This window comes from Streptomyces sp. NPDC057877 (assembly GCF_042796855.1).
Taxonomy (GTDB): Bacteria; Actinomycetota; Actinomycetes; order Streptomycetales; family Streptomycetaceae; genus Streptomyces.
Genome location: NZ_JBHVMS010000009.1, coordinates 44,140 through 62,818, shown reverse-complemented (window position 1 = coordinate 62,818; position 18,679 = coordinate 44,140). Strand labels below are relative to the sequence as shown.

15 protein-coding genes and 5 pseudogenes are annotated in these 18,679 nt (G+C 69.2%); 12 read left to right on the top strand and 8 right to left on the bottom strand.

The genetic code is table 11. The features are described 5' to 3' along the window. The first annotated feature begins 22 nt into the window (after positions 1-22). Positions 23-943: a pyridoxamine 5'-phosphate oxidase family protein gene (locus ACFVQG_RS26955; RefSeq protein WP_383388218.1), complete on the top strand. Its 921-nt coding sequence runs from the start codon at positions 23-25 to the stop codon at positions 941-943. 65 nt (positions 944-1,008) lie between these two features. Continuing rightward, positions 1,009-2,004 (top strand): Acg family FMN-binding oxidoreductase, encoded by a 996-nt coding sequence (locus tag ACFVQG_RS26950; RefSeq protein WP_383388216.1) that lies wholly within the window; start codon positions 1,009-1,011, stop codon positions 2,002-2,004. Positions 2,005-2,391: 387 nt separating this feature from the next. Here the strand turns inward: ACFVQG_RS26950 and ACFVQG_RS26945 are convergent, their stop codons facing one another. Beyond that, positions 2,392-3,360, bottom strand: coding sequence for an AraC family transcriptional regulator (locus ACFVQG_RS26945; RefSeq protein WP_383388214.1), 969 nt, complete (start codon positions 3,358-3,360; stop codon positions 2,392-2,394). A gap of 146 nt (positions 3,361-3,506) precedes the next feature. On the opposite strand from ACFVQG_RS26945, the gene ACFVQG_RS26940 reads away from it, so the two are divergent. Together ACFVQG_RS26940 and ACFVQG_RS26935 are read left to right on the top strand one after the other, a co-directional pair. Then, positions 3,507-4,331, top strand: a complete 825-nt coding sequence (locus ACFVQG_RS26940) for an NAD(P)H-binding protein (protein WP_383388212.1) — start codon at positions 3,507-3,509, stop codon at positions 4,329-4,331. Positions 4,332-4,359: 28 nt separating this feature from the next. Continuing rightward, a complete protein-coding gene (locus tag ACFVQG_RS26935) occupies positions 4,360-4,812 on the top strand; it encodes a DUF4345 domain-containing protein (protein ID WP_383388210.1) in 453 nt (150 codons plus the stop codon). A 118-nt stretch (positions 4,813-4,930) separates the two neighbouring features. Here the strand turns inward: ACFVQG_RS26935 and ACFVQG_RS26930 are convergent, their stop codons facing one another. The 7 genes and pseudogenes from ACFVQG_RS26930 to ACFVQG_RS26900 form a co-directional block, all read right to left on the bottom strand. After that, positions 4,931-5,167: a hypothetical protein gene (locus ACFVQG_RS26930; protein ID WP_383388208.1), complete on the bottom strand. Its 237-nt coding sequence runs from the start codon at positions 5,165-5,167 to the stop codon at positions 4,931-4,933. A gap of 612 nt (positions 5,168-5,779) precedes the next feature. Continuing rightward, positions 5,780-6,622 (bottom strand): DUF1206 domain-containing protein, encoded by an 843-nt coding sequence (locus ACFVQG_RS26925; RefSeq protein WP_383388206.1) that lies wholly within the window; start codon positions 6,620-6,622, stop codon positions 5,780-5,782. 117 nt (positions 6,623-6,739) lie between these two features. Then, the gene (locus tag ACFVQG_RS26920) at positions 6,740-7,108 is read right to left on the bottom strand and encodes an STAS domain-containing protein (protein ID WP_383388205.1); all 369 of its coding nucleotides are present in this window, start codon (positions 7,106-7,108) and stop codon (positions 6,740-6,742) included. Then, positions 7,105-8,187 carry a B12-binding domain-containing protein gene (locus ACFVQG_RS26915; protein ID WP_383388823.1) on the bottom strand — a complete coding sequence of 361 codons (1,083 nt, stop codon included), beginning with the start codon at positions 8,185-8,187 and terminating at the stop codon, positions 7,105-7,107. Before ACFVQG_RS26915 ends, ACFVQG_RS26920 begins: the two co-directional genes overlap by 4 nt. A 44-nt stretch (positions 8,188-8,231) precedes the next feature. Continuing rightward, positions 8,232-9,890, bottom strand: coding sequence for a PP2C family protein-serine/threonine phosphatase (locus ACFVQG_RS26910; protein WP_383388203.1), 1,659 nt, complete (start codon positions 9,888-9,890; stop codon positions 8,232-8,234). Positions 9,891-10,498: 608 nt separating this feature from the next. Then, positions 10,499-10,690 (bottom strand): annotated as a pseudogene (locus ACFVQG_RS26905) (helix-turn-helix domain-containing protein); the annotation flags it as partial. Positions 10,691-10,697: 7 nt separating this feature from the next. After that, positions 10,698-11,648 carry a helix-turn-helix transcriptional regulator gene (locus ACFVQG_RS26900; protein WP_383388201.1) on the bottom strand — a complete coding sequence of 317 codons (951 nt, stop codon included), beginning with the start codon at positions 11,646-11,648 and terminating at the stop codon, positions 10,698-10,700. A 117-nt stretch (positions 11,649-11,765) separates the two neighbouring features. Between ACFVQG_RS26900 and ACFVQG_RS26895 the strand changes: the two genes are divergently transcribed. From ACFVQG_RS26895 to ACFVQG_RS26860, 8 genes and pseudogenes are all read left to right on the top strand, one after another. Further along, positions 11,766-12,710 carry an alpha/beta fold hydrolase gene (locus ACFVQG_RS26895; RefSeq protein ID WP_383388822.1) on the top strand — a complete coding sequence of 315 codons (945 nt, stop codon included), beginning with the start codon at positions 11,766-11,768 and terminating at the stop codon, positions 12,708-12,710. 41 nt (positions 12,711-12,751) lie between these two features. Next, positions 12,752-13,606 (top strand): annotated as a pseudogene (locus ACFVQG_RS26890) (IS5 family transposase). Between the two features lie 96 nt (positions 13,607-13,702). After that, positions 13,703-14,371: a hypothetical protein gene (locus ACFVQG_RS26885; RefSeq protein WP_383388199.1), complete on the top strand. Its 669-nt coding sequence runs from the start codon at positions 13,703-13,705 to the stop codon at positions 14,369-14,371. Positions 14,372-14,471: 100 nt separating this feature from the next. Next, positions 14,472-15,481: pseudogene (locus ACFVQG_RS26880) on the top strand (IS5 family transposase). Positions 15,482-15,559: 78 nt separating this feature from the next. Continuing rightward, positions 15,560-15,991 carry a DUF4240 domain-containing protein gene (locus tag ACFVQG_RS26875; RefSeq protein ID WP_383388197.1) on the top strand — a complete coding sequence of 144 codons (432 nt, stop codon included), beginning with the start codon at positions 15,560-15,562 and terminating at the stop codon, positions 15,989-15,991. Between the two features lie 262 nt (positions 15,992-16,253). Next, positions 16,254-17,094 (top strand): annotated as a pseudogene (locus ACFVQG_RS26870) (IS5 family transposase). Between the two features lie 540 nt (positions 17,095-17,634). Beyond that, positions 17,635-17,901, top strand: a pseudogene (locus ACFVQG_RS26865) (transposase family protein); the annotation flags it as partial. 368 nt (positions 17,902-18,269) lie between these two features. Continuing rightward, positions 18,270-18,578, top strand: a complete 309-nt coding sequence (locus ACFVQG_RS26860) for a transposase family protein (RefSeq protein WP_383388195.1) — start codon at positions 18,270-18,272, stop codon at positions 18,576-18,578. Positions 18,579-18,679: the final 101 nt, after the last annotated feature.

The following is an 18,679-nucleotide window of genomic DNA, read 5'->3' as shown; positions in this document are numbered from 1 at the left end:
GACGGATGAGAGGGCGGCGACCATGCGAGCGCACCTCGGCGACCAACTCGTCATCGAAAGCCCGACGACCGGCACCACCAGGCGTGACGGCGAGATCGTCGGACTGCACCACGAGGACGGAACACCTCCCTACGACGTGCGCTGGTCGGACACGGACGAAGTGACGCTCGTGTTCCCCGGCCCCGACGCACACATCCGCCACGTCCCGCACAGGCAGCCGGAGACAGCCGACGAGTCCTCCCAGACGGACACGGATGAGCCACGGCCCCCGTCGGCGGCTGCGCCCGCCGGGACACATGACCCCGGCGACATCGGCCGACGTGTGGCCGTCCAACGCCGCAGGCGGGGACTCAGCCTTGAGGAGACGGCCCACCGCGCCAGGATGTCCCCGGGATACCTCGCCTACCTGGAGGAACGGCCCGCAGACCCGAGTACGGCGACCCTGATCCGGATCGCCGACACACTGGGCACCACCGTCGCGGCGCTCCGTGGCCATGGCGCCGACGTCCCGCCCGGCCAGGGGCAGGCGCTGCGGCATCCCCGGCTGAGGGACCTCAGCGAGGAGGAGTGCCGTGCCCTGCTCTCCACGCACGGGGTGGGGCGCATCGCGGTGTCGGCGCCCGACGGCCGTCCGGCCGTCGTCCCGGTGAACTACGAGGTCGTCGAGGGTGAGATCGTCTTCCGGACCGCTCCCGATTCCGTGCCCGCGGCGGCTGCGGGAACAGAGGTCGCCTTCGAGGTCGACCACGTGGACGAGGCGCTGAGCCAGGGCTGGAGCGTGCTCGCGGTCGGCCCCGCCGCAGTCGTCACGGACCCGGAGATCACGCGCCGTCTCGCCCAACGGGCCCACACCCTGCCGTGGGCGGGAGGCGAACGCGACATGTGGGTGGCGGTCCGGCCCGAAAGCCTCACCGGCCGCCGCATCACCCCGCCCGACGAGTAGGGCCACGATCGACCGAGGCGTGGCCCTCGCAGAGCCCGGCGCCGACTCGTGAGGGGAGTCTCCCCGTGAACCACCCCACACCGCCGTCCGACGAACGGGTGGCGGCCCTGGTCCAGGACGCCGTGGCCGCGCCCTCGATGCACAACGCGCAGCCCTGGCGCTTCCGTTACTCGCGGCGCGACCGCACGTTCACCCTGCATGCCGACTTCGAGCGCGCCATGCCGCACTCCGACCCCGACGCACGCGGCCTCCACCTCGGCTGCGGCGCCGCCCTCTTGAACCTGAGGGCCGCCGTGGCCCACGAGGGCTGGCATCCGGAGACACGGCTGCTGCCCGACCCCGCAGACCGAGGACTGCTCGCGACGGTCCGCTTGGCCGACGTCGGCGACAGTGAGAGCGACCTCGGAGCCCTGTATCCGGCGATCCGCCAACGGCACAGCAGTCGCTACCCGTTCGAGGAGACGGAGATCCCCGAGGCCGTACGAGAAGGCCTGCGAGCAGCCGCCCTGGCCGAGGGATCGACACTGACGTTCCCCACTTCCTGGCACCTGCAAGGGGTGCTCGAACTGTTCCGGGAAGCCGAGGCACGCAACGTCACCGACAGCGGCAGCAACGAGGACCTGGCCCGCTGGACCCGCACCGACCCCCAGTCGACGGACACCGCCGACGACGGGGTCCCGCACCATGCCTTCGGACCGCGCAAGCGCGGAGGCGGAGCCCCCATGCGCGACTTCATGGGCCACCGGCACCTGGCGGACCGTGACATCGCCGACTTCGAGCCGAACCCCCAACTGGCCCTTCTCAGTACGGGACACGACCACCCACAGGACTGGCTCCGGGCGGGCCAGGCAATGGAACGCGTCCTCCTGCTGGCCACTCTGGAAGGCCTGGTCACTTCTATAGCCACCCAACCGCTCGAATGGCCCGACCTGCGCTGGCCACTGCGCGACCCGGTGACCGGGACGGGCACCACACAGGTGGTGCTGCGCCTGGGATACGGCCCCACCGGCCCCGGCGCGCCGCGGCGCTCCGCGTCCGAGGTCCTCGACATCCGCCCCTGACTGGGCGGGTGTCTCGAACCCTTGCCCTGATCACCGGTGGCGTCCGTTGTGCCCCTCCGTGCCGTCGCGGCGTACCTGCATCGCCACGAGCACGGCCCTCGGGGGAGCGGTCGTGCCCGGTGACCTGGTCGCCGGGCCGCCCCCGCTCGGCGCCGAGACGGCGGTGGCCGCCGAGGCCACCACCATCGAGGGCCTCGGGAAGGGCAACCGGCTGCATCCACTCCAGTAGGCGTTCATCGACGGCTTCTGCACGCCGGGGCGGATCGTGTCCGGCGTCGGCCGCAGGCGGAGGCCGCCGTGCGGTGCCGCGTCCGCGTCTTCCGGCTCGTGCGGCCGAGTGCCGGTCCGCAGGCCGGTCGGATGGACCGTCATGCACCGGATGGACCATCACATACCCGTGGGCGCCTGTGGTCGGCGCAGGCTGCCCGGTGACACGGCGAAGGCGCGTCTGAATGCCCGGCAGAAGGCGGCTTCCGACTGGTAGCCGAATCGGCGAGCGACGGCCGGTAGCGGCTCCGCCGTCTGCTGCAGGTGTGTACGGGCGAGTTGCATGCGCCATCTCGTGAGATAGCGCATCACCGGCTCGCCGACCAGTTCGGTGAACCGTGCGGAGAACGCCGAACGCGACATTCCGGCCTCGCCCGCCAGCGACGAGACGCTCCACTCGCGCTCAGGCGCACGGTGGATCGACGCGAGCGCGCGCCCTATGTGCTCGTCGCGCAGGGCGGCGAGCCACCCCTGACGGGCCTCGGGCGCCGAGTCGAGCCAGGACCGGATCGCCTGGATGACGAGAACGTCGGCGAGCCGGGTGATGACGGTCTCACCACCGGGGCGCAGTGCGCGCGCCTCACGGGCGATGAGGCGCAGCGTGCTGTGCAGCCAGCCGGACACGTCCTCGTCCCAGGTCTCGATGTGCAGCACCGGAGGGAGTTGGGCGAGCAGTCGATGGGCCGCCACGTGGTCGAAGCGCACCACACCGTAGGTGATCTGAGTGACCTCTCCGCCGCCTCCATGGCGCATGATCTCGTACCGGTCGCTGATCTGCTCGACGGGTATCTGAAAGAGCGGTTCGGTGGCGGCCTGGGGGCTGCTCCGCAGGCGGTGGGGAGTGCCGTGCGGGATCAGTGTGAGGCTGCCCTGCTGGAGCAGGTACGGCTCGGCCGCGTCGGTCTCGAGCCAGCAGCGGCCCGCGGTGACGACCTGGAAGGCCATGAGTTCACTGAGTTCCGGCACCTCGACTCCCCAGGGCGCGGTGAGTTCGGCCCGGCAGTAGAGCGTGCCGGTGAGCCGGAGCGGATGGAGGACCTCGCCGAGGAGATCGTCCGGCGTCGGGAAGTCACGGCTGGTGCTCGACACGTTTGTCATGGTGCCACCGGCACGGACTGCACGTCCACGATGCTGGACGAACGGCAAAGAACGGCGGACCCAGAGTCATTGCGGGTCCATCCCCTCCCGACCACGCTGGATTCCACGGTCTCCATCGATCAAGGGGCAGCGGAATCATGGATCGTTCACCCATTCTCGTCATCGGCGCCACCGGGAAAACCGGCCGCCGGATCGTCAGCCGACTGACCGGTTTCGGACTTCCCGTCCGGGAGGCGTCACGGGGCTCCGTCCCTCCCTTCGACTGGACCGATCCCTCCTCCTGGCCGGAGGTGCTGCGCGGGGCGGGCGCGGTCTACGTCTCCTTCTTCCCCGACCTCGCCGCGCCGGGCGCACCGGCAGCTATCGAGACGCTGACGGAATGCGCGGCCGACGCGGGTGTGGAACGACTGGTGCTCCTGTCCGGCCGGGGCGAGCACAACGCCCGGCGCTGCGAGACCATCGTCAGCGAGTCCCGCGTGGACCACACCCTGCTGCGGGCCAGCTGGTTCGCCCAGAACTTCAGTGAGGGCCACCTTCTGCACCCCGTGCTCGAAGGCGTGATCGCGCTACCGGCCGGGGACGTGAAAGAACCTTTCGTCGATGCCGACGATGTCGCCGATGTCGCGGTCGCCGCGCTCACCGAGGACCACCACCTTGGACGGTGCTACGAGCTGACCGGACCGCGCCTGGTGACCTTCGCCGAGGCCGCGGCCGAGATCTCCCTGGCCGCGGGCCGGGATGTCGAGTACGTCGGGATCTCCGCGGAGCGCTTCCGCGCCGCCCTCACCCAGGACGCCGGACCCGAGTTCGCCGACCTGTTCACCGGCCTGTGCGAGGAGGTCTTCGACGGCCGCAACGCCTCACTCGGCTCCGGTGTGCGGCAGGCCCTCGGCCGCGAGCCGCGCGACTTCACCGACTTCTGCCGGGCCACGGCCGCCTCCGGCACCTGGACAGCCCGCTAGAAACCCTCCTGGAGCGAAGGACAACGGAATGAAGAACTCCGTACTCACCAAATCCGTACTGACCGTCTCCGGTCTGGTCGCCATCGCGATCGGCGGGGCGATCCTGTTCGCCCCCGCCGCGTTCCACTCCGCCAACGGCATCCACTTCGGCGGCGACAGCAGTCTGCTCAGCGAGACCCGGGCCGCGGCGGGCGCCCTGCTGGCGACGGGGGTGCTGCTGTCCTTCGGCGCGTTCACTCCCCGACCGACCTTCACCGCCGCGACCGTCGGCGCGATGACCTACCTTGCCTACGGCCTGTCCCGGATACTGAGCCTCGCGCTGGACGGTATGCCAGCGACCGGCATCGCACTGGCGGGGGTTGCGGAACTGGTCATCGGCGCTGCCTGTGTCCTGGTCCTCACCCGCACCAGCACCTCCTCCGTCCGAACCGAGCCCACGGCCCGGCTACGCCGTGGGGCAGAGCGCACACGCCTCACGTGACCATGCGGTCGCTCCGTCCACCTGACACCCCAGGTTCCCGGCGGGAGACGCCCGGCGGCAGTGAGGTGCTGGGCCACGGCCACACTGCCGCCGCCCGCGATCCGCATGACTCGCCCCTTCAGCTCTGCAGGACGGAGCAGGGGTTGGCCGGACAAGCGGCCGAAGAGTTGGGGGATCCGCGGGCCATGGGCGGGCTGTGTCGTCTGCAGCGCGGGCAGCGGCTCGGTGCAGCCGTCAACACCGAGGAGACGGCCTCCGCGGTGCCGTCGGTGCCGTTCTCGACGCCGAGGCGCCGCCGGACGCGTCCGGCGCCTTCGCCGTATGCCGCGAGGCCGTGTTCCATGTCGTCGCTCATGGCTCCTCGACCTCTCCCACAGCACCTGCGACGAGCGCCTGCCAAGCCCGTTCACCCCACACGGCGCTCCCGTCGCTCCGGCCTGTTACGCCACCCCGACCGACGCCCACGCCGTCGGCCCCGGCCGCCCCGTCACCCCTGTTGAGGCATACCTGCGCTACGAGCACGGCCCCTGCCTCCACAGCTTGCCTATCCGACTGCGCGACGCCTACGTCGCCACGATGGCCGACCTCGCCATCACCCCCGGCATGCCCGAAGAGTGAGGGCCATACCGAGCCGGGCGGTGTGCTCGAGGACGTCGCGCGGCGTCCGCCACGGCACCGTGGCGCTGCTCCTCGTCCGGACGCAGGTGACCGCGACGCCGGTCGAGCGCGTCCAGGAGGTCGGTGACCGCCTGCCTGACGCGGCTCCCGTCGGCGCGCCCGGTGCGGGTGATGGGGTCGGCACCTGGGCGGGGGAGCGGGCCGGGCGCCGACTCAGGCCCCGCTCATCGCCCCAAACACCCGCGCGTTCCGCAGCCCTGACCGGCTGCACCACTCCCTGGGACGCCACCCGCCCGGGTGGGGACGCCACACCCGCCGGGGTGGGACGCCACCCGCCCGGGTCGGGCCCTCACACCCGGCGCCAGCGCGCCATGGCGAAGGAGAACAGGCCGAACAGTACGAGACCGACGGCCACGGCCACCAGCAGCCACGGACCAGCCGGGGTGGCGGAGAACGAGCGCAGGGTGTCATCGAAGCCCTTCGCCTCGCCCGGGCGGGCCTCGGCCGCGGCACGAACGACGAAGACACCAGCGGCGGCGAACACGATCCCCCTCGCCACGCCCCCGCCCACCCCGCACACGTCCGTGGCCCGCCATGCCCAGCGGGGCATCCGTCCGCTCCGCAGGTGCTTGCGGTAGCGGCGGGTGACCGCCCGGCCCGCCATCCACAGCCCCGCGCCGACGGCGACCACGCCCGCCGCGCCGACGAGCCACTGGCCCGCGGGCATCTCCAGGGCCCGCGCCGTCACGTCCCGGGACTGCTGGTCGCTGGAGCCACTGTCCGACGACGATGACCCGCTGGCCATTGCCAGCACCGAGAACGCGATGAACCCGTAGAACAGAGCGCGGGCCGCGGAGAGCAGCCGCTTGCTCGTCTTGTGGCCGTCGGGCCCGGACGCGCCGAACAGGGCCTCCGTCAGCCGCCAGAGCGCCATCCCCGCCAAGCCGACACCCACGGCCCACAACAGCAACGACCCGAAGGGGCGATCGGAGAGCTGGGAAAGCGCACCTCCGCGGTCGGCCTGCTCCCTGGTGCCGTCGAGGGCGATCCGCAGGGCGATGACGCCGACCAGTGCGTAGATGACGCCGCGAGCGGCCAGTCCCCAGCGCGCCGCCGCTTCGACGACCTGACTGTTGGCCGCCTTCCGTGCCCCGGCCCGTCCGCGGGGGAGCAACGTGGTCGATGAGTTCACGGTCCACCTCCGCGCATCGGATGCCCTGGCGGGCCGCGCGAAAACAGCCGCCGACTGTCGGACCGGTGCGCCGAGCGGAAATCCGGCTTCAAACAGTCGGTGTCGGCCGGTGCCCGCCTAACGCTCCTCGATCCCGCGCCGGGCGCCCTCCTCCGTACCGGTGAGGTGGGCCAGCGTTCCGGTCAGCTCCAGAAGGCGTTCGAGATGCTCGGGCCGGTGGTCCAGGCGCAGACGGTGGCCGGTGGCGACCGCGCACCGGTGGATCATGAGGAGCGCGGTCAGGCCCGTGGAGTCACAGATCGCCAGGTCCGTGAAGTCCAGCCGCAGCGCGCGCGAGGGGATGCCGGTCTCCAGGTGTTCCCGTGCCACCTTCGTCAGTTCGTCCGCGGTGTCCCAGTCGAGGTCGCCGACGACGCGGACGCACACGTCACCGGCTTCCGTCAGGACCGTCCTGAGGCGGAAGCCGTCGGGCAGATGAAAGGTCATGCGCTCGAACCGGCCGTCGAGGGCGGGGCGCCGCGTCCGCGCAGGACGCTGCTCCCCTGGGTGAGCAGGGCGACAGCGCGGGGGAAGTCCTGGAGTTCCTCCCGCAGCAGGGTGAGGGCCGGGTCGAGGACGTGGGCGGCCACCCCACGCGCCTCCAGGATGTCACCGGTCCAGGCCAGGAAACCGGTGAACAGGTCGGCGTCGTCGGTGTACAGGCCCGCGGAGAGGAAGTCGACGACGTGGGCGACGTCCTCGGCCGTGCGCTCGTGCTGCTCCTCGGTGTAGGAGCGCATGGCGGGCAGCCTCGCCTCCAGACCGGCGAGGGTGCTCCTCACCAGCTGCCACTTGCTCCGGGAGACCATGGTGTACTCCTGGTCGCCCAGGTGGGGCAGGTCGTCGATCGCCTGCCGGGCGTCGCCGGGTCCGGGCCGGGGTATGCCGTCGGCGAGCAGGTCCGCCGCCGCGCGGGCGTCGGGAGCCCAGGCGTCGGCGCCCAGCAACCGGGCTCGGTGCCCGTCCGCGCCGAACGCGGCACCGCCCACGAGCACGGGGATGCCGATCGCCTGGATCGCCGTGATCGCGGTGTGCGCCGTGGGCAGCCGGGTGGGCAGGGTGGAGGACAGGGCCACCGTGTCCGGCGCCGTCTGGTGCAGGTGGGCGATCAGATGCGGAGTGGGCACCTGGGCCCCGAGGAAGTCGATCCGGTGGCCGCGCAGCCGCAGCACCTCGGCGAGGATGCGGGCGGGCAGGGCGTGCCACTCACCGTCCACGCAGGCGACGGCCACCGTCCTCGCCGCTTGCGCCCCCGCATCCCGCCCCGAAGGCGGTCCGTGGACCGTCGCAGCGATCACCCGCTCGTGTATCGCGGTCGCGGCGTGCTCCTGAGCCACCGTCATGCGGCCCGCCGCCCAGGCGGCGCCGACCTTGTCCTGCACCCGGGCGATGACCTCCAGCAGGACGTCCTCACCGTCCGCCCCGGCCTCCAGGGCTGCGTCGACGACCCGGCGCGCTGCGTACTCGTCGCGTGCGAGGACCGCCTGCCACAGTTCCTCGCGCGCACGGGCCAGGACCGAGCCCACGTCGTCGTCGGAGGGAGAGGCGGGGGAGGAGGAAAGGCTCTGTGTCACCTGGTGTACCTGCCTGGAGTGTGTCCGTCCACTGCTGTCAGATGGGTGTTGCGGGGCGTGGTGATGGCCATCAGGGCCATGTCATCGTGGGGGTTGTCACCGATCCACTCGCTCGCGAGCATCTGGATGTGCTCCACGACGGCCTCCGCGGGCATCCCGGCACAGTGGGCCAGAGCGCCGCAGAGCCGTCGGCCCCCGAAGAACGTGTTCCGCAGCGGGCCGCCCCTGGCTTCGGTGATGCCGTCGGTGAACAGCAGACACGTCTCACCGGGTGCCAGCTCGACCTCGACGGTCGTGGCCTTGATGTCGGGCAGCGCCCCGACGATCGTGCCCGAGGTCGCCGTCTCCTCCACCACGCCCGTGTTGCGCACGATGAGCGGCCTGGGATGGCCCGCGCTGGTCACCCGTAGCCGGGTGAGGTGCCCCTCACGCCGCACGGAGACCAGCACCAGCGAGGCGAAGCGGGTGTGCCGCCCGTTGAGCAGCGCGCCGTTGAGCAGCCGCAGCACGGTGGCGTGGTCGTGGGCCATGGGCAGCAGCGCCTGGAGCGTGTTGCGGATCTTGCCCGTCAGGACGGCCGCGTCCAGGCCCTTCCCGCAGACGTCGCCCAGCACGGCGAGGGTGTCGCCGTCCCGGCCGGACATCGGGTGGACATCGTAGAAGTCGCCCCCGATGCGTTCGATCTCCCGTGAGGCCCGGTAGGCGCCCGCGAACTCCACGCCGTCCACCTGCTGCAGCGTCGGCGGCAGCAACTCCTCCATCAAGGTCGCTGTGATGCGGGTCTGTTCCGTGTAGAGGCGGGCCGCCGACAGGGCGGCCCCGGCGCGCGCGGAGAAGATGCGGGCGAAGACCTCCTCGGACGGGTCGAACGCGGCCTGGTCGCTACGGCGCAGCAGGACCAGCGCTCCGGCCGGAACACCGTGTCCCGGCAGCGGCGTCACCACCACCGAGCCCACCGGGCCGTCGAAGGCCTCGGGTACGGCCCACCGCGGCAGCGTGGCCGGGTCGATCCAACGGGACGGCACAGGCGGAAAGCCCTGCAGCGCCTCCGCCAGTCCCGGTACGGCGTTGGCGTCGATCTCAGCCATGGCGTGCGTCACGGGCGTCCCCGCGGCGCCGAAGGCGAGGGCGTGGCGACGGCCCGTGCGGGGCGCGACCAGCACGGCCGCGTCCGCCAGGTGCTGAGCGGCCAGTTCGACGGTGACCTCCATGCACCGCTTGGTGTTGAGCGAGGCCAGCAGCCGGGAGGAGGCGTCGGCGAGGAACGCGGTGCGCTCCCGCTCACGGTGGAGCGCCGCCTCTGCCAGCAGCCGGTCGGTCTCGTCGACCAGCCACCACGTCACGGCCCCGTTCCCGGCCACGGTCGGGTGCGCCGCCAGGGTCAGTTCGCGGTAGGGGCCACGCGCGACGGGGACGTCGACGTCGGCGCCGCCGGTCGCCCGCAGGTGCGCGTCCGCCAGCCAATCGGGCACCGTCCCGGCCATCGGTGCCCCGCACCGTGCGTCCGGGAACAGGGCACCGGCGGCGTTGTTGATCTCCATCACGGACCCGTCGGCTCCGGCGACCAAGGCCGGGTAGGGCGCTCGCAGCCATGCGGCATCCATGTTCACGCTCAGATGTCGCGCGCTGGGCGAAGAGCCATCGAAAGTCGTCATGCCGCTCACATCCGCATGGCGCGGACTCGATCGCCCTTCATGAGAAAGCAGTAACTCCCACCATCCCCCACGAGCTCCCTCCCCATCAACTGTGCCCGGTACGGGTGCGGGGGCCCCGGTGGCGCCGGTGGAAACCAGTTACATCGAGCGATGGGTGGTGCGCTCGTGCAAACCACCGTCGGGTACCGCCGAGACGCCCGTCCAAACCAGGCTGTGGCGCGGATGATCCGGCAGTCCGACGGGACGACCGGGAAGGAGGGGAGCACGGCGGCTGTTCTGACCTTACCGGCGTGATGTCGTGAGGGCCGACGGGTCGTGCTGGTCGCGGTACGCCGATGACATGAGGCGTCCGCAAGGGGCGGGCTGACCGCGGAACGACGGGCGTGTTCGCGAGCGCGTCCGGATGCGGGCGGCCGACCGGTTCGCCCGGTACACGACGATGCCACCACCGCCAAGCAGTCAGGCGAACGCCGCTTCCACCGACCCTGACCACCTCATGGCCCGCAGCTGACGCCTGGCTATGACTGAGCCTGGTGCCGAGGCCCAAAAACGGAGGTGAACTCCTCCCGCTCGACCGGCGAGGCAGGGTCAGGTAGGAGTCGAGGCGCCGTCGCCTTCTTCATGGTGACCACCACCGCTTCCACCTGGTCGACGCTGATGCCGGGTGGCTGGCCCGGCCTCGGCTCGTCGGCCAGCCCGTCCAGCCGTTCGGCGAGGAAGCGCCGCCGCCACTTGCGGACCGTGTCCGCAGTCACCCGCAGACCCCGGGCGACCGCGACGATCGGCGGCACCCCCGGCAGCGCGCAGTCAGCCGTATCGTTCGACGAGCGCGTTGCCGATCGAGGCCATGCGCTCTCGGACACCCGGGGGGCCGGTCACCTCGAGCCATTCGACCAGCCCGGCGAGCTCACCGGCGAGCATGTACTCGTTGTGGCCACGGATCACGACCTCGATGCGGCCGTCGGTCGTGGGACTTCCCACGTCGAGTCGGCCGCCGAGCGCCATCCGCAGTACGCCTATGCCGTCGGGTGTGCATACCGCCTGGATCTCCAGCGGCGTTCGTTTGCGGTCGACCTCGTCGGCGATCTCGCACCAGCTCTCGGCAAGGTCGAAGTCCTCGGGTCGGTGCACGGGATCGTCGGTCTGGTCGGCGGACGACACGCGGTCGATCCGGAAGACCCGACGGCCGGTCTCGGTGTTGGAGACGAGGTACCACGCCGGACCTTTGGCGACGATGCCCAGCGGGTGGACGGTTCTCTGGGTGTCGACGCCTTTGCTGTCGACGTAGCCGAGCCGCACCTGGACACCGCGGATCACCGCGTCTTGGAGTACGTCGAGGAAGCGAGGCGGAGGCCGGTGCTCGACCCGGCTCGACCCCCATTGTTGCGGGTCGACGACCAGCGACGACGCTGCCGCCTCGGCCTGCACGCGGAAGGGCTCCGGAAGAGCATGGACGAGCTTGCGCAGAGCTGCCTTCACAGCTGGCGTCGCAGCCGAGGCCGGGCCGACAGCCAAGAACAGGGCACGAGCCTCACGGGCGGTCAACCCGGACAGGTCGGTACGGGCGCCGCCCACGAGGCGCCAGCCACCACCCCGGCCCTGCACGGAGTACACGGGCACCCCGGCCATGGCCAGGGCGTCGAGGTCGCGGCGGGCGGTGCGCTCGGAGACCTCGAGCTCTCGGGAGACCTCTGCCGCTGTCACCTGCTCGCGTCGCTGCAGCATGAGGAGGATGGCCACCAGCCGGTCGGTTCGCACGCCGACGAAACTCTCACACAAACCGGTCATGGGGTGACCGGTTTCGGGCAACAGGATGGCGACATGACCTCACCGAAGAGGTCGACCGCCATCGAACGCCCCCAGAGAGGAAATGCAGTGTTCAATCCAGCCGATTTCCCCGAGCCCACCCTCATCCCGGTCAACGGTGTGGAACTCGAAGTCTTCGAAGCAGGTCGAGAGAACGCGGGAAAGCCCATCGTGCTCTGCCACGGCTGGCCGGAGCACGCTTTCTCCTGGCGCCACCAGATGCCCGCCCTCGCCGCAGCCGGCTACCACGTCATCGCACCGAACCAGCGGGGTTACGGCAATTCGTCCCGCCCGGTCGAGGTGACCGACTACGACATCGAACACCTGTCGGGTGACCTTGTCGCACTCCTCGACCACTACGGATACGAAGACGCCACCTTCGTCGGCCATGACTGGGGCGCGTTCGTCGTCTGGGGACTGACCCTGTTGCATCCGAACCGAGTAGACAAGGTGATCAACCTGAGCCTGCCTTACCAGGAGCGCGGAGAGAAGCCCTGGATCGAGTTCATGGAGGATATGCTTGGCGGCGACTTCTACTTCGTCCACTTCAACCGGCAGCCAGGCGTCGCGGACTCCGTGTTCGAGGACAACACCTTCCAGTTCCTCCGCAACCTTTACCGGAAGAACGAGCCCCCCAGGGAGCCTCAGCCGGGTATGGCGCTGATCGATCTCGCCAGAGCCGAAACGCCACTCGGCGATCCCGTCATGAGCGACAGCGAACTGGCTGTTCTCGTCTCCGCTTTCGAATCATCAGGGTTCACTGCCAGTGTGAATTGGTACAGAAACCTGGACCGCAACTGGTGCCTGTTGGCGGACGTGGACCCGATCATCCACCAGCCCACCCTCATGATTTACGGCGACCGCGATGTGGTCGCGAGGTCTGAAAGGCTGACGGAATTCGTGCCGAACGTGGAAGTGGTCAGTCTGGATTGCGGTCATTGGATCCAGCAGGAGAAGCCGGAAGAAACGAACCGGGCCATTCTCAAGTGGCTGGACCAGCGGGATGCCGTCTAAAGACGTCGTTTCTTATGGCGTGATCGTTCGTTGATCCGTGCATGACGGATCTGGTAGAGCGGTTGGTGCCGGACGAGTTGTGGGCGCGGTTCCGGCAGGTGGTGCCGCCGACAGTGGTGACACGTCCGCAGGGCGGCGGTCGACGTCGAGCAGGTGATCGGCAGACGCTGGCCGCGATCATCTTCGTGGCGACATCGGGCTGCACATGGCGGCAGCTGCCGCCGGTGTTCGGGCCGGCCTGGCCCACGGTCTACCGCCGGTTCGCCCAGTGGAGCCGGGACCGGGTCTGGGCCCGCCTCTACCGCGCGATCCCCGACGAACTAGGGGTCCGGGGTGAGCCGGACTGGTCGCGGTGCGCGATCGACTCGGTCAGTCTGCGGGCTACAAAAGGGGGCCTTTGACGGGACCGAACCCGACCGACCGCGGCAAGCCGGGATCGAAGATTCACCTGGTCTGCGACCGGAACGGACTGCCCCTGTCGTTGGGCATTTCCGGCGCGAACATGCACGACAGTCTGGGCCTGGAGCCGCTCGTGCGCGGTATCCCGCCCGTCCCGGTCCCGCCGCGGGCCTCGAAGCCGGGAGCTGGCGAAACTGCATGCGGACAAGGGCTACGACTACGACCACCTGCGCCGATGGCTCCGCGAGCGTGGGATCCGCCCTCGCATCGCGCGCAAGGGCATTGAGTCCTCACAGCGGCTGGGCAGGCACCGTTGGGTAGTCGAGAGAACCGTGTCCTGGCTGGCCAGCTGCCAAAGGCTCCACCGCCGCTACGAGCGCAAGGCTGAGCACTTCCATGCCTTCGTTGGCATAGCAGCAGCCCTCATCGGCTACCGCCGACTAGGGCCTGTCTGGAGTTGTGATCATATTGGGGGGGCTAAGGATCCAGGTGGTTGAACCCGGCAGCTGAAGCCCCCGCCAGGTGCGTGCCCGAAGTCTTGATGTACCGGTCCTGGCGACCGTGGGGTATCGGTGAGCGTAATAGGGAGCCCAATGGACTGGCGTTTCGACGAGGCGTTGACGGCGCAGATCCAGCGAATGGATCGGGCGCAGCGGCATCAGGCCGTGTTCCTCGCGCTGCGGAGGCTGCAGGCGCCTCTGCTGGACATCGAGATGCCCAGGGACTGGGGAATCGACTCGGCAGCAGTCGATTCCCTGCTCCGCTATGGTGCGGCACGGCTGGACGGCCAGCCCGACGACGCGTTCCAGCGGGCCATCGCTCGACTGGGTCGTGCACCGCTGTTCGTATCTGAGGTCGATCCAGAACTCGCCGAGAGCTTCCAGCTGGAGGCGATCGGTGGGTGGATCTTGCTGGGCGAAGCCTTGGGTGAGATGAGTGAGGTCCAGACTGACAGAATCATCATTCTCGCTCGAGAACAGGCCGATTACCTCGACCAGTGCATTGACAGCACACTGATGGTGGTGGCAGAGGAAGGACTGCGCGAGCGCTATCTCGCGAATGTTGCAAGCCGCCTCCGCGCTTACAACTTGGGGTATTTCGCCACCAGAAACCTTGAAGTCGAAGGGCGGTGCCATGAAGCCATCCTGGCCGCTTCTGCTGGTGGCGATCTGTTCGCCTCTGAGGCAGGGCGTGAGCTGCTGAACAGCTGTGACAACTACAGCAGCGAGCTGGTGTCAGCCCTTAGGGCCTTCCCGACATAGTGGGCAGGGCCACGTCTGCGGAGAGCCGTGCTCTCGGTCCGGTGATCGCTTCCGGCAGCCACGATGGAACTGGTAGGTCTCTCATGCGCCGCGACGCGAACTGAAGGATCGAGGCTGGAACTTGATCCGCCCTCACCTGCCGATCGGGCAGTACGGCGCCTGTCCAAAGAACCTGCGCGACCAGTTGGAAGGGATCATCTGGCGGTTCCGTACAGGCAGCCCGTGGCGGGATGTGCCTGAGGCGTTCGGCTCCTGGTCCACGGTCTACGACCGATTCGCCCAATGGCGCGCTGCCGGGGTGTTCGCCGCCGTGATGGAGGCTGTGATCGCCGAGGCCGCGCGCTGCGGGCAGGCGGACTTGTCCCTGGTCAGTGTGGACTCCACCATCGCCCGTGCTCACCACGACGCGGCCGGCATGGTCGTGGACGAGGAGGTCTTGTCCGCCCTGGAGGAGGCCGCTGAGGCCGAAATGGGGGCAGGCGAAAAGCGCGAGAGTGGCGCAAGCGGCAGGCCGCGACCGAGGCGGTGCCCCCGGCCGAGGAGGCCGAGTTTGGTCCCGAGCGCGCAGAGCGCTGCCAGCAGCGGCGCCGACGCCGGGCGCGGCTGAAGGTGGCTGCCTTGGGCCGTTCCCGCGGCGGCCTGACCTGCAAGGTTCACCTGTCGGCTGACCGACGCTGCCGTCCGTTGTCGTTCGTGGTCACCCCAGGGCAGGCCGCCGACAGCCCGCAGTTCCTTGCTGTGCTGGCGGCGGTGCGGGTGCGTGGACCGGCCGGACGTCCGAGCACCCGGCCCGGCGCCGTGGCCGGAGACAAGGCGTACTCCTCCCGAGCCAACCGTGCTCACCTGCGCAGACGGAAGATCAAGGCGGTGATCCCGGAGAAGGCGGACCAGGCGGCCAACCGGAAGAAGAAGGGCGCGAGGGGCGGGCGCCCAGTCTCGCACGACGCCGAGTTGTACAAGGAGTGCAACACCGTGGAGCGGTGCATCAACAAGATCAAGGACTGGAGAGGGCTGGCCACACGCTTCGACAAGAGGCCCGACAGCTACATGGCGGGGCTCGAGCTGCGGAGCGCGGTCATCTGGCTGCGCAGCCTCCGTCCCGCCACGTGATCACCACTCAGAACAGACCCTAGCCAGGCAAGCGCCTGACACCCCGATGTGTCACACCCCTCCGCCATGCTCTCCGACATGAACAAGAACACCTTCTGGCAGCTCATCGAAGCGTGCAGCCCTTCTGTCCCCGACCCAGAGGGCGATGAGCTTGCCGCTGCCCTGACCGCCCGCCTGACGAACGGCCTTGTACCTGACGTGGTCGGCTTCGCCGAGCAGCTCTCCTGGGCCTTGTACAGGCTGGACCGCAAGGAATACGGAGACGGCCTGTCGAGCGATCAGTTTCTCTATACCCGGGCCGCGGTCGTCGCGGCCGGCCGGGAGGAGTTCGAGCGCGTACTTCGAGACCCAGAGCGGTTCAGGCCATACGCCAGCGACCTCGTCTGGGCCGAAGCCCTGCTCTACGTACCCGACAACGCATACAAGCACCTCACCGGTGACGAATGGGACCGCAGTACGCGCTACAGCTACGAGTCGTACTCCAACACAGCCGGGTGGACCGCCGCATAGGCGCTTACAGTCGCTCTCGCCTTCACCATCTGAAACAAGGCCTAAAAAGGCGTTCTGTCTCAGTAAGAGTGCTTTATCACAGTTTAGGTAACGGACCGCTTCGGGTCGGCTGGGGCAGTAGACGTGTCTTGTGACAGGTGAGGCGGATGATGGCCTTCGAGGGCCCGTTTCGGTCCCTTCGCTCCTGTCTGATCCCAACGCGCACCCGGTCGCACCGGTTTGCGCCCTGTGGCAGGGCGGCGGCCATCGGTACTACAGAAACATGCCTCGTAAGCAGCGGCCCTATGCGAGTGATCTGTCCGATGCCCGTTGGGAACTGCTGGAACCGACTCTGACAGCCTGGCGGGCCGAGCGAAGAGGGAAGGGCCTGGACATCGGCCGACCGCCCGAGCGTGCTCTGCGCCGGATCATGGACGCCATCCTCTACGTCGACCGGACCGGGATTCCTGGCGGTTCCTGCCGCACGACTTCGCCCCTTGGAAGACGGTTTACGGGTACTTCGCCGCCTGGCAGAAGGACGAGGTCTTCGACCAGCTCAACGGTCTCCTGCGGCGACTGGCCCGGGAGGCCGAAGGCCGCGACACCGAGGCGAGCGCCTGCGTCCTGGACGCCCAGAGCATTAAGACCTTGGCCAACGTGCCCGCGGCTGGCCAGGGCATCGACGCGGGCAAGAAGATCGCGGGCCGCAAACGGCACGTCGGCGTCGACACGCTCGGCCTCCTCCTGGCCGTGCTGGTCACAGCCGCCAACGTTTCCGACAACGTCGGCGGCATTCAGGTTCTCTCGAGCATCGGCACAGACCATCCGCGTGTCATGAAGGCGTGGGCCGACACGGGCTACCGCACCCAGGTCATCGACCACAGCGCCCGCCTCGGCATCAACGTCCAAGTCACCCGCCGCGACCCCGCTCACAAAGGCTTCAAGGTGATACGGCGACGTTGGGTCGTCGAGCGGACGTTCGGCTGGCTCATGCGCCATCGCCGCCTCGCCCGCGACTACGAAACCCACCCGCATCGCTCCGAAGCGATGATCCACCTTGCGATGATTGACCTGATGAGCCGCAGGCTCACCCAGAGTCGACTCCGAACTGGAAGGACTCATAGCCGCCGGGCCACGCTGACCCGCGCATCCTCGCTCCTCATCGACCGCGGCCAGCGGCTATCGATGAGACTCGCCGCTTCCCGACAGGCGCCGCACGCATCTTCCCCTTCCGGCAGCCACGAGTAGTCGGACGGTGACATGCCAGCTTCCTGAATGCCGCACAGCGTCTTGGCGAAGATGCCGAACGCGTAGGAGACATCAGAGGCAAGGCCATCCGCGACGGCCTTCTCCCAGCGCTCCCCAGGGGCAGATACGGCGGTTGCGAAGTCTCGAACCACTCGCCGCCCACATGGGTGGCCGCATGGCACCAGGAACAGGACCAAATCTCCTCATCCCAGGCCGTCGGTGGTGCCGGCCACCGCCACATCGACCGTCCGCACACATCACACTCCACAGGCGGCTCCTCACACGCTGGCACGGGCCGACCCAAGCGGCCAACATTGCGCCAGTTATCAAACGCCCTTACCAGAACAAAACGCTCCGTAACGACCTCGTGCACGGTTGGCCGTGGCTCGTCGCTCAGGTGGCTCGTTGAACCGGGCATGGTGAGGGCTGGGGCGCGTGAGTTGATCGTGGCGGAGTACCGGGTCACTGGGCTGTCGTCGACGGTGATCGCTGGACTCGTCGCTGAGGTGGGGCCGTTGTGGCACGAGCAGCGTCAGGCTCGTCTGACGGCTCGGCCGCGGCGTAGGGCTGTAGGAGCTGGAGCGAAGCACAGGTTCGTCTTCGTCGACCGGCTGCTGGCGACTCTGGTGAGTCTGCGCCATGGCACCACTCACGACGTGCTGGCCTGCTGGTTCGGCGTGGACCACTTCACCGCTACCCGCGCCATCGGCGAGGTGCGGCCCCTGCTGGCGCAGCGGGGCTGCACCGTCGCGCCGGACGTCCGGCCGCGTACTGTCGCCGAAGTCGTCGAGTACCTGGGTGTCGACGGCCAGACCGGGATCATCGATGGCACGGAGATCCGTGTGCGGCGCCCGGCCGCAGGCCGCAAGGACCGGGGACCGGGGACCGGGACAAGTTTCGTCTCCGGCAAGACCAAGCAGAAGGCCGTGAAGGCCATGGTCCTCACGGACGCTGAAGGGTGCATGCTTTACTGCAGCCCGGTCCGGCCAGGTAGCTGCGCCGACATCACCCAGGCCCGGCAACGGTCAAGCTCCTGGCCGACGGCCCGTCCATGGAGATCCTCGTGGACGCCGACTATCAGGGCATGGGCGCGCAGACTGGCGGACGGGTGGTCACACCACCACACCGCAAGTTCAAGAAGAACGCTCCCGCCTGGTACCAGGAGCGGCACGAACTCCAGCGCAAAGCGCACTCTTCACGGCGTATCCGCGTCGAGCATGGCATCGCGCACTTGAAGAACTGGTGGGCTCTTGCCCGCCATCTTGGCCGTCGCGAGCACATGAGCGACATCGTCCAAGCCGTCGCTGGACTGCTCTCACACCAGCAGAGCGCCGCTCTATCCCGCGGCGTTCAAGCGTGACCACTGCCAGGACCGCAACTCTCGACGAGCCACCGCCAACCGCGCACGAGGTCGTTAGAAAGCGGCTCAGCGGCCGCGAGTGACACGCCGGTGTAGTGCGT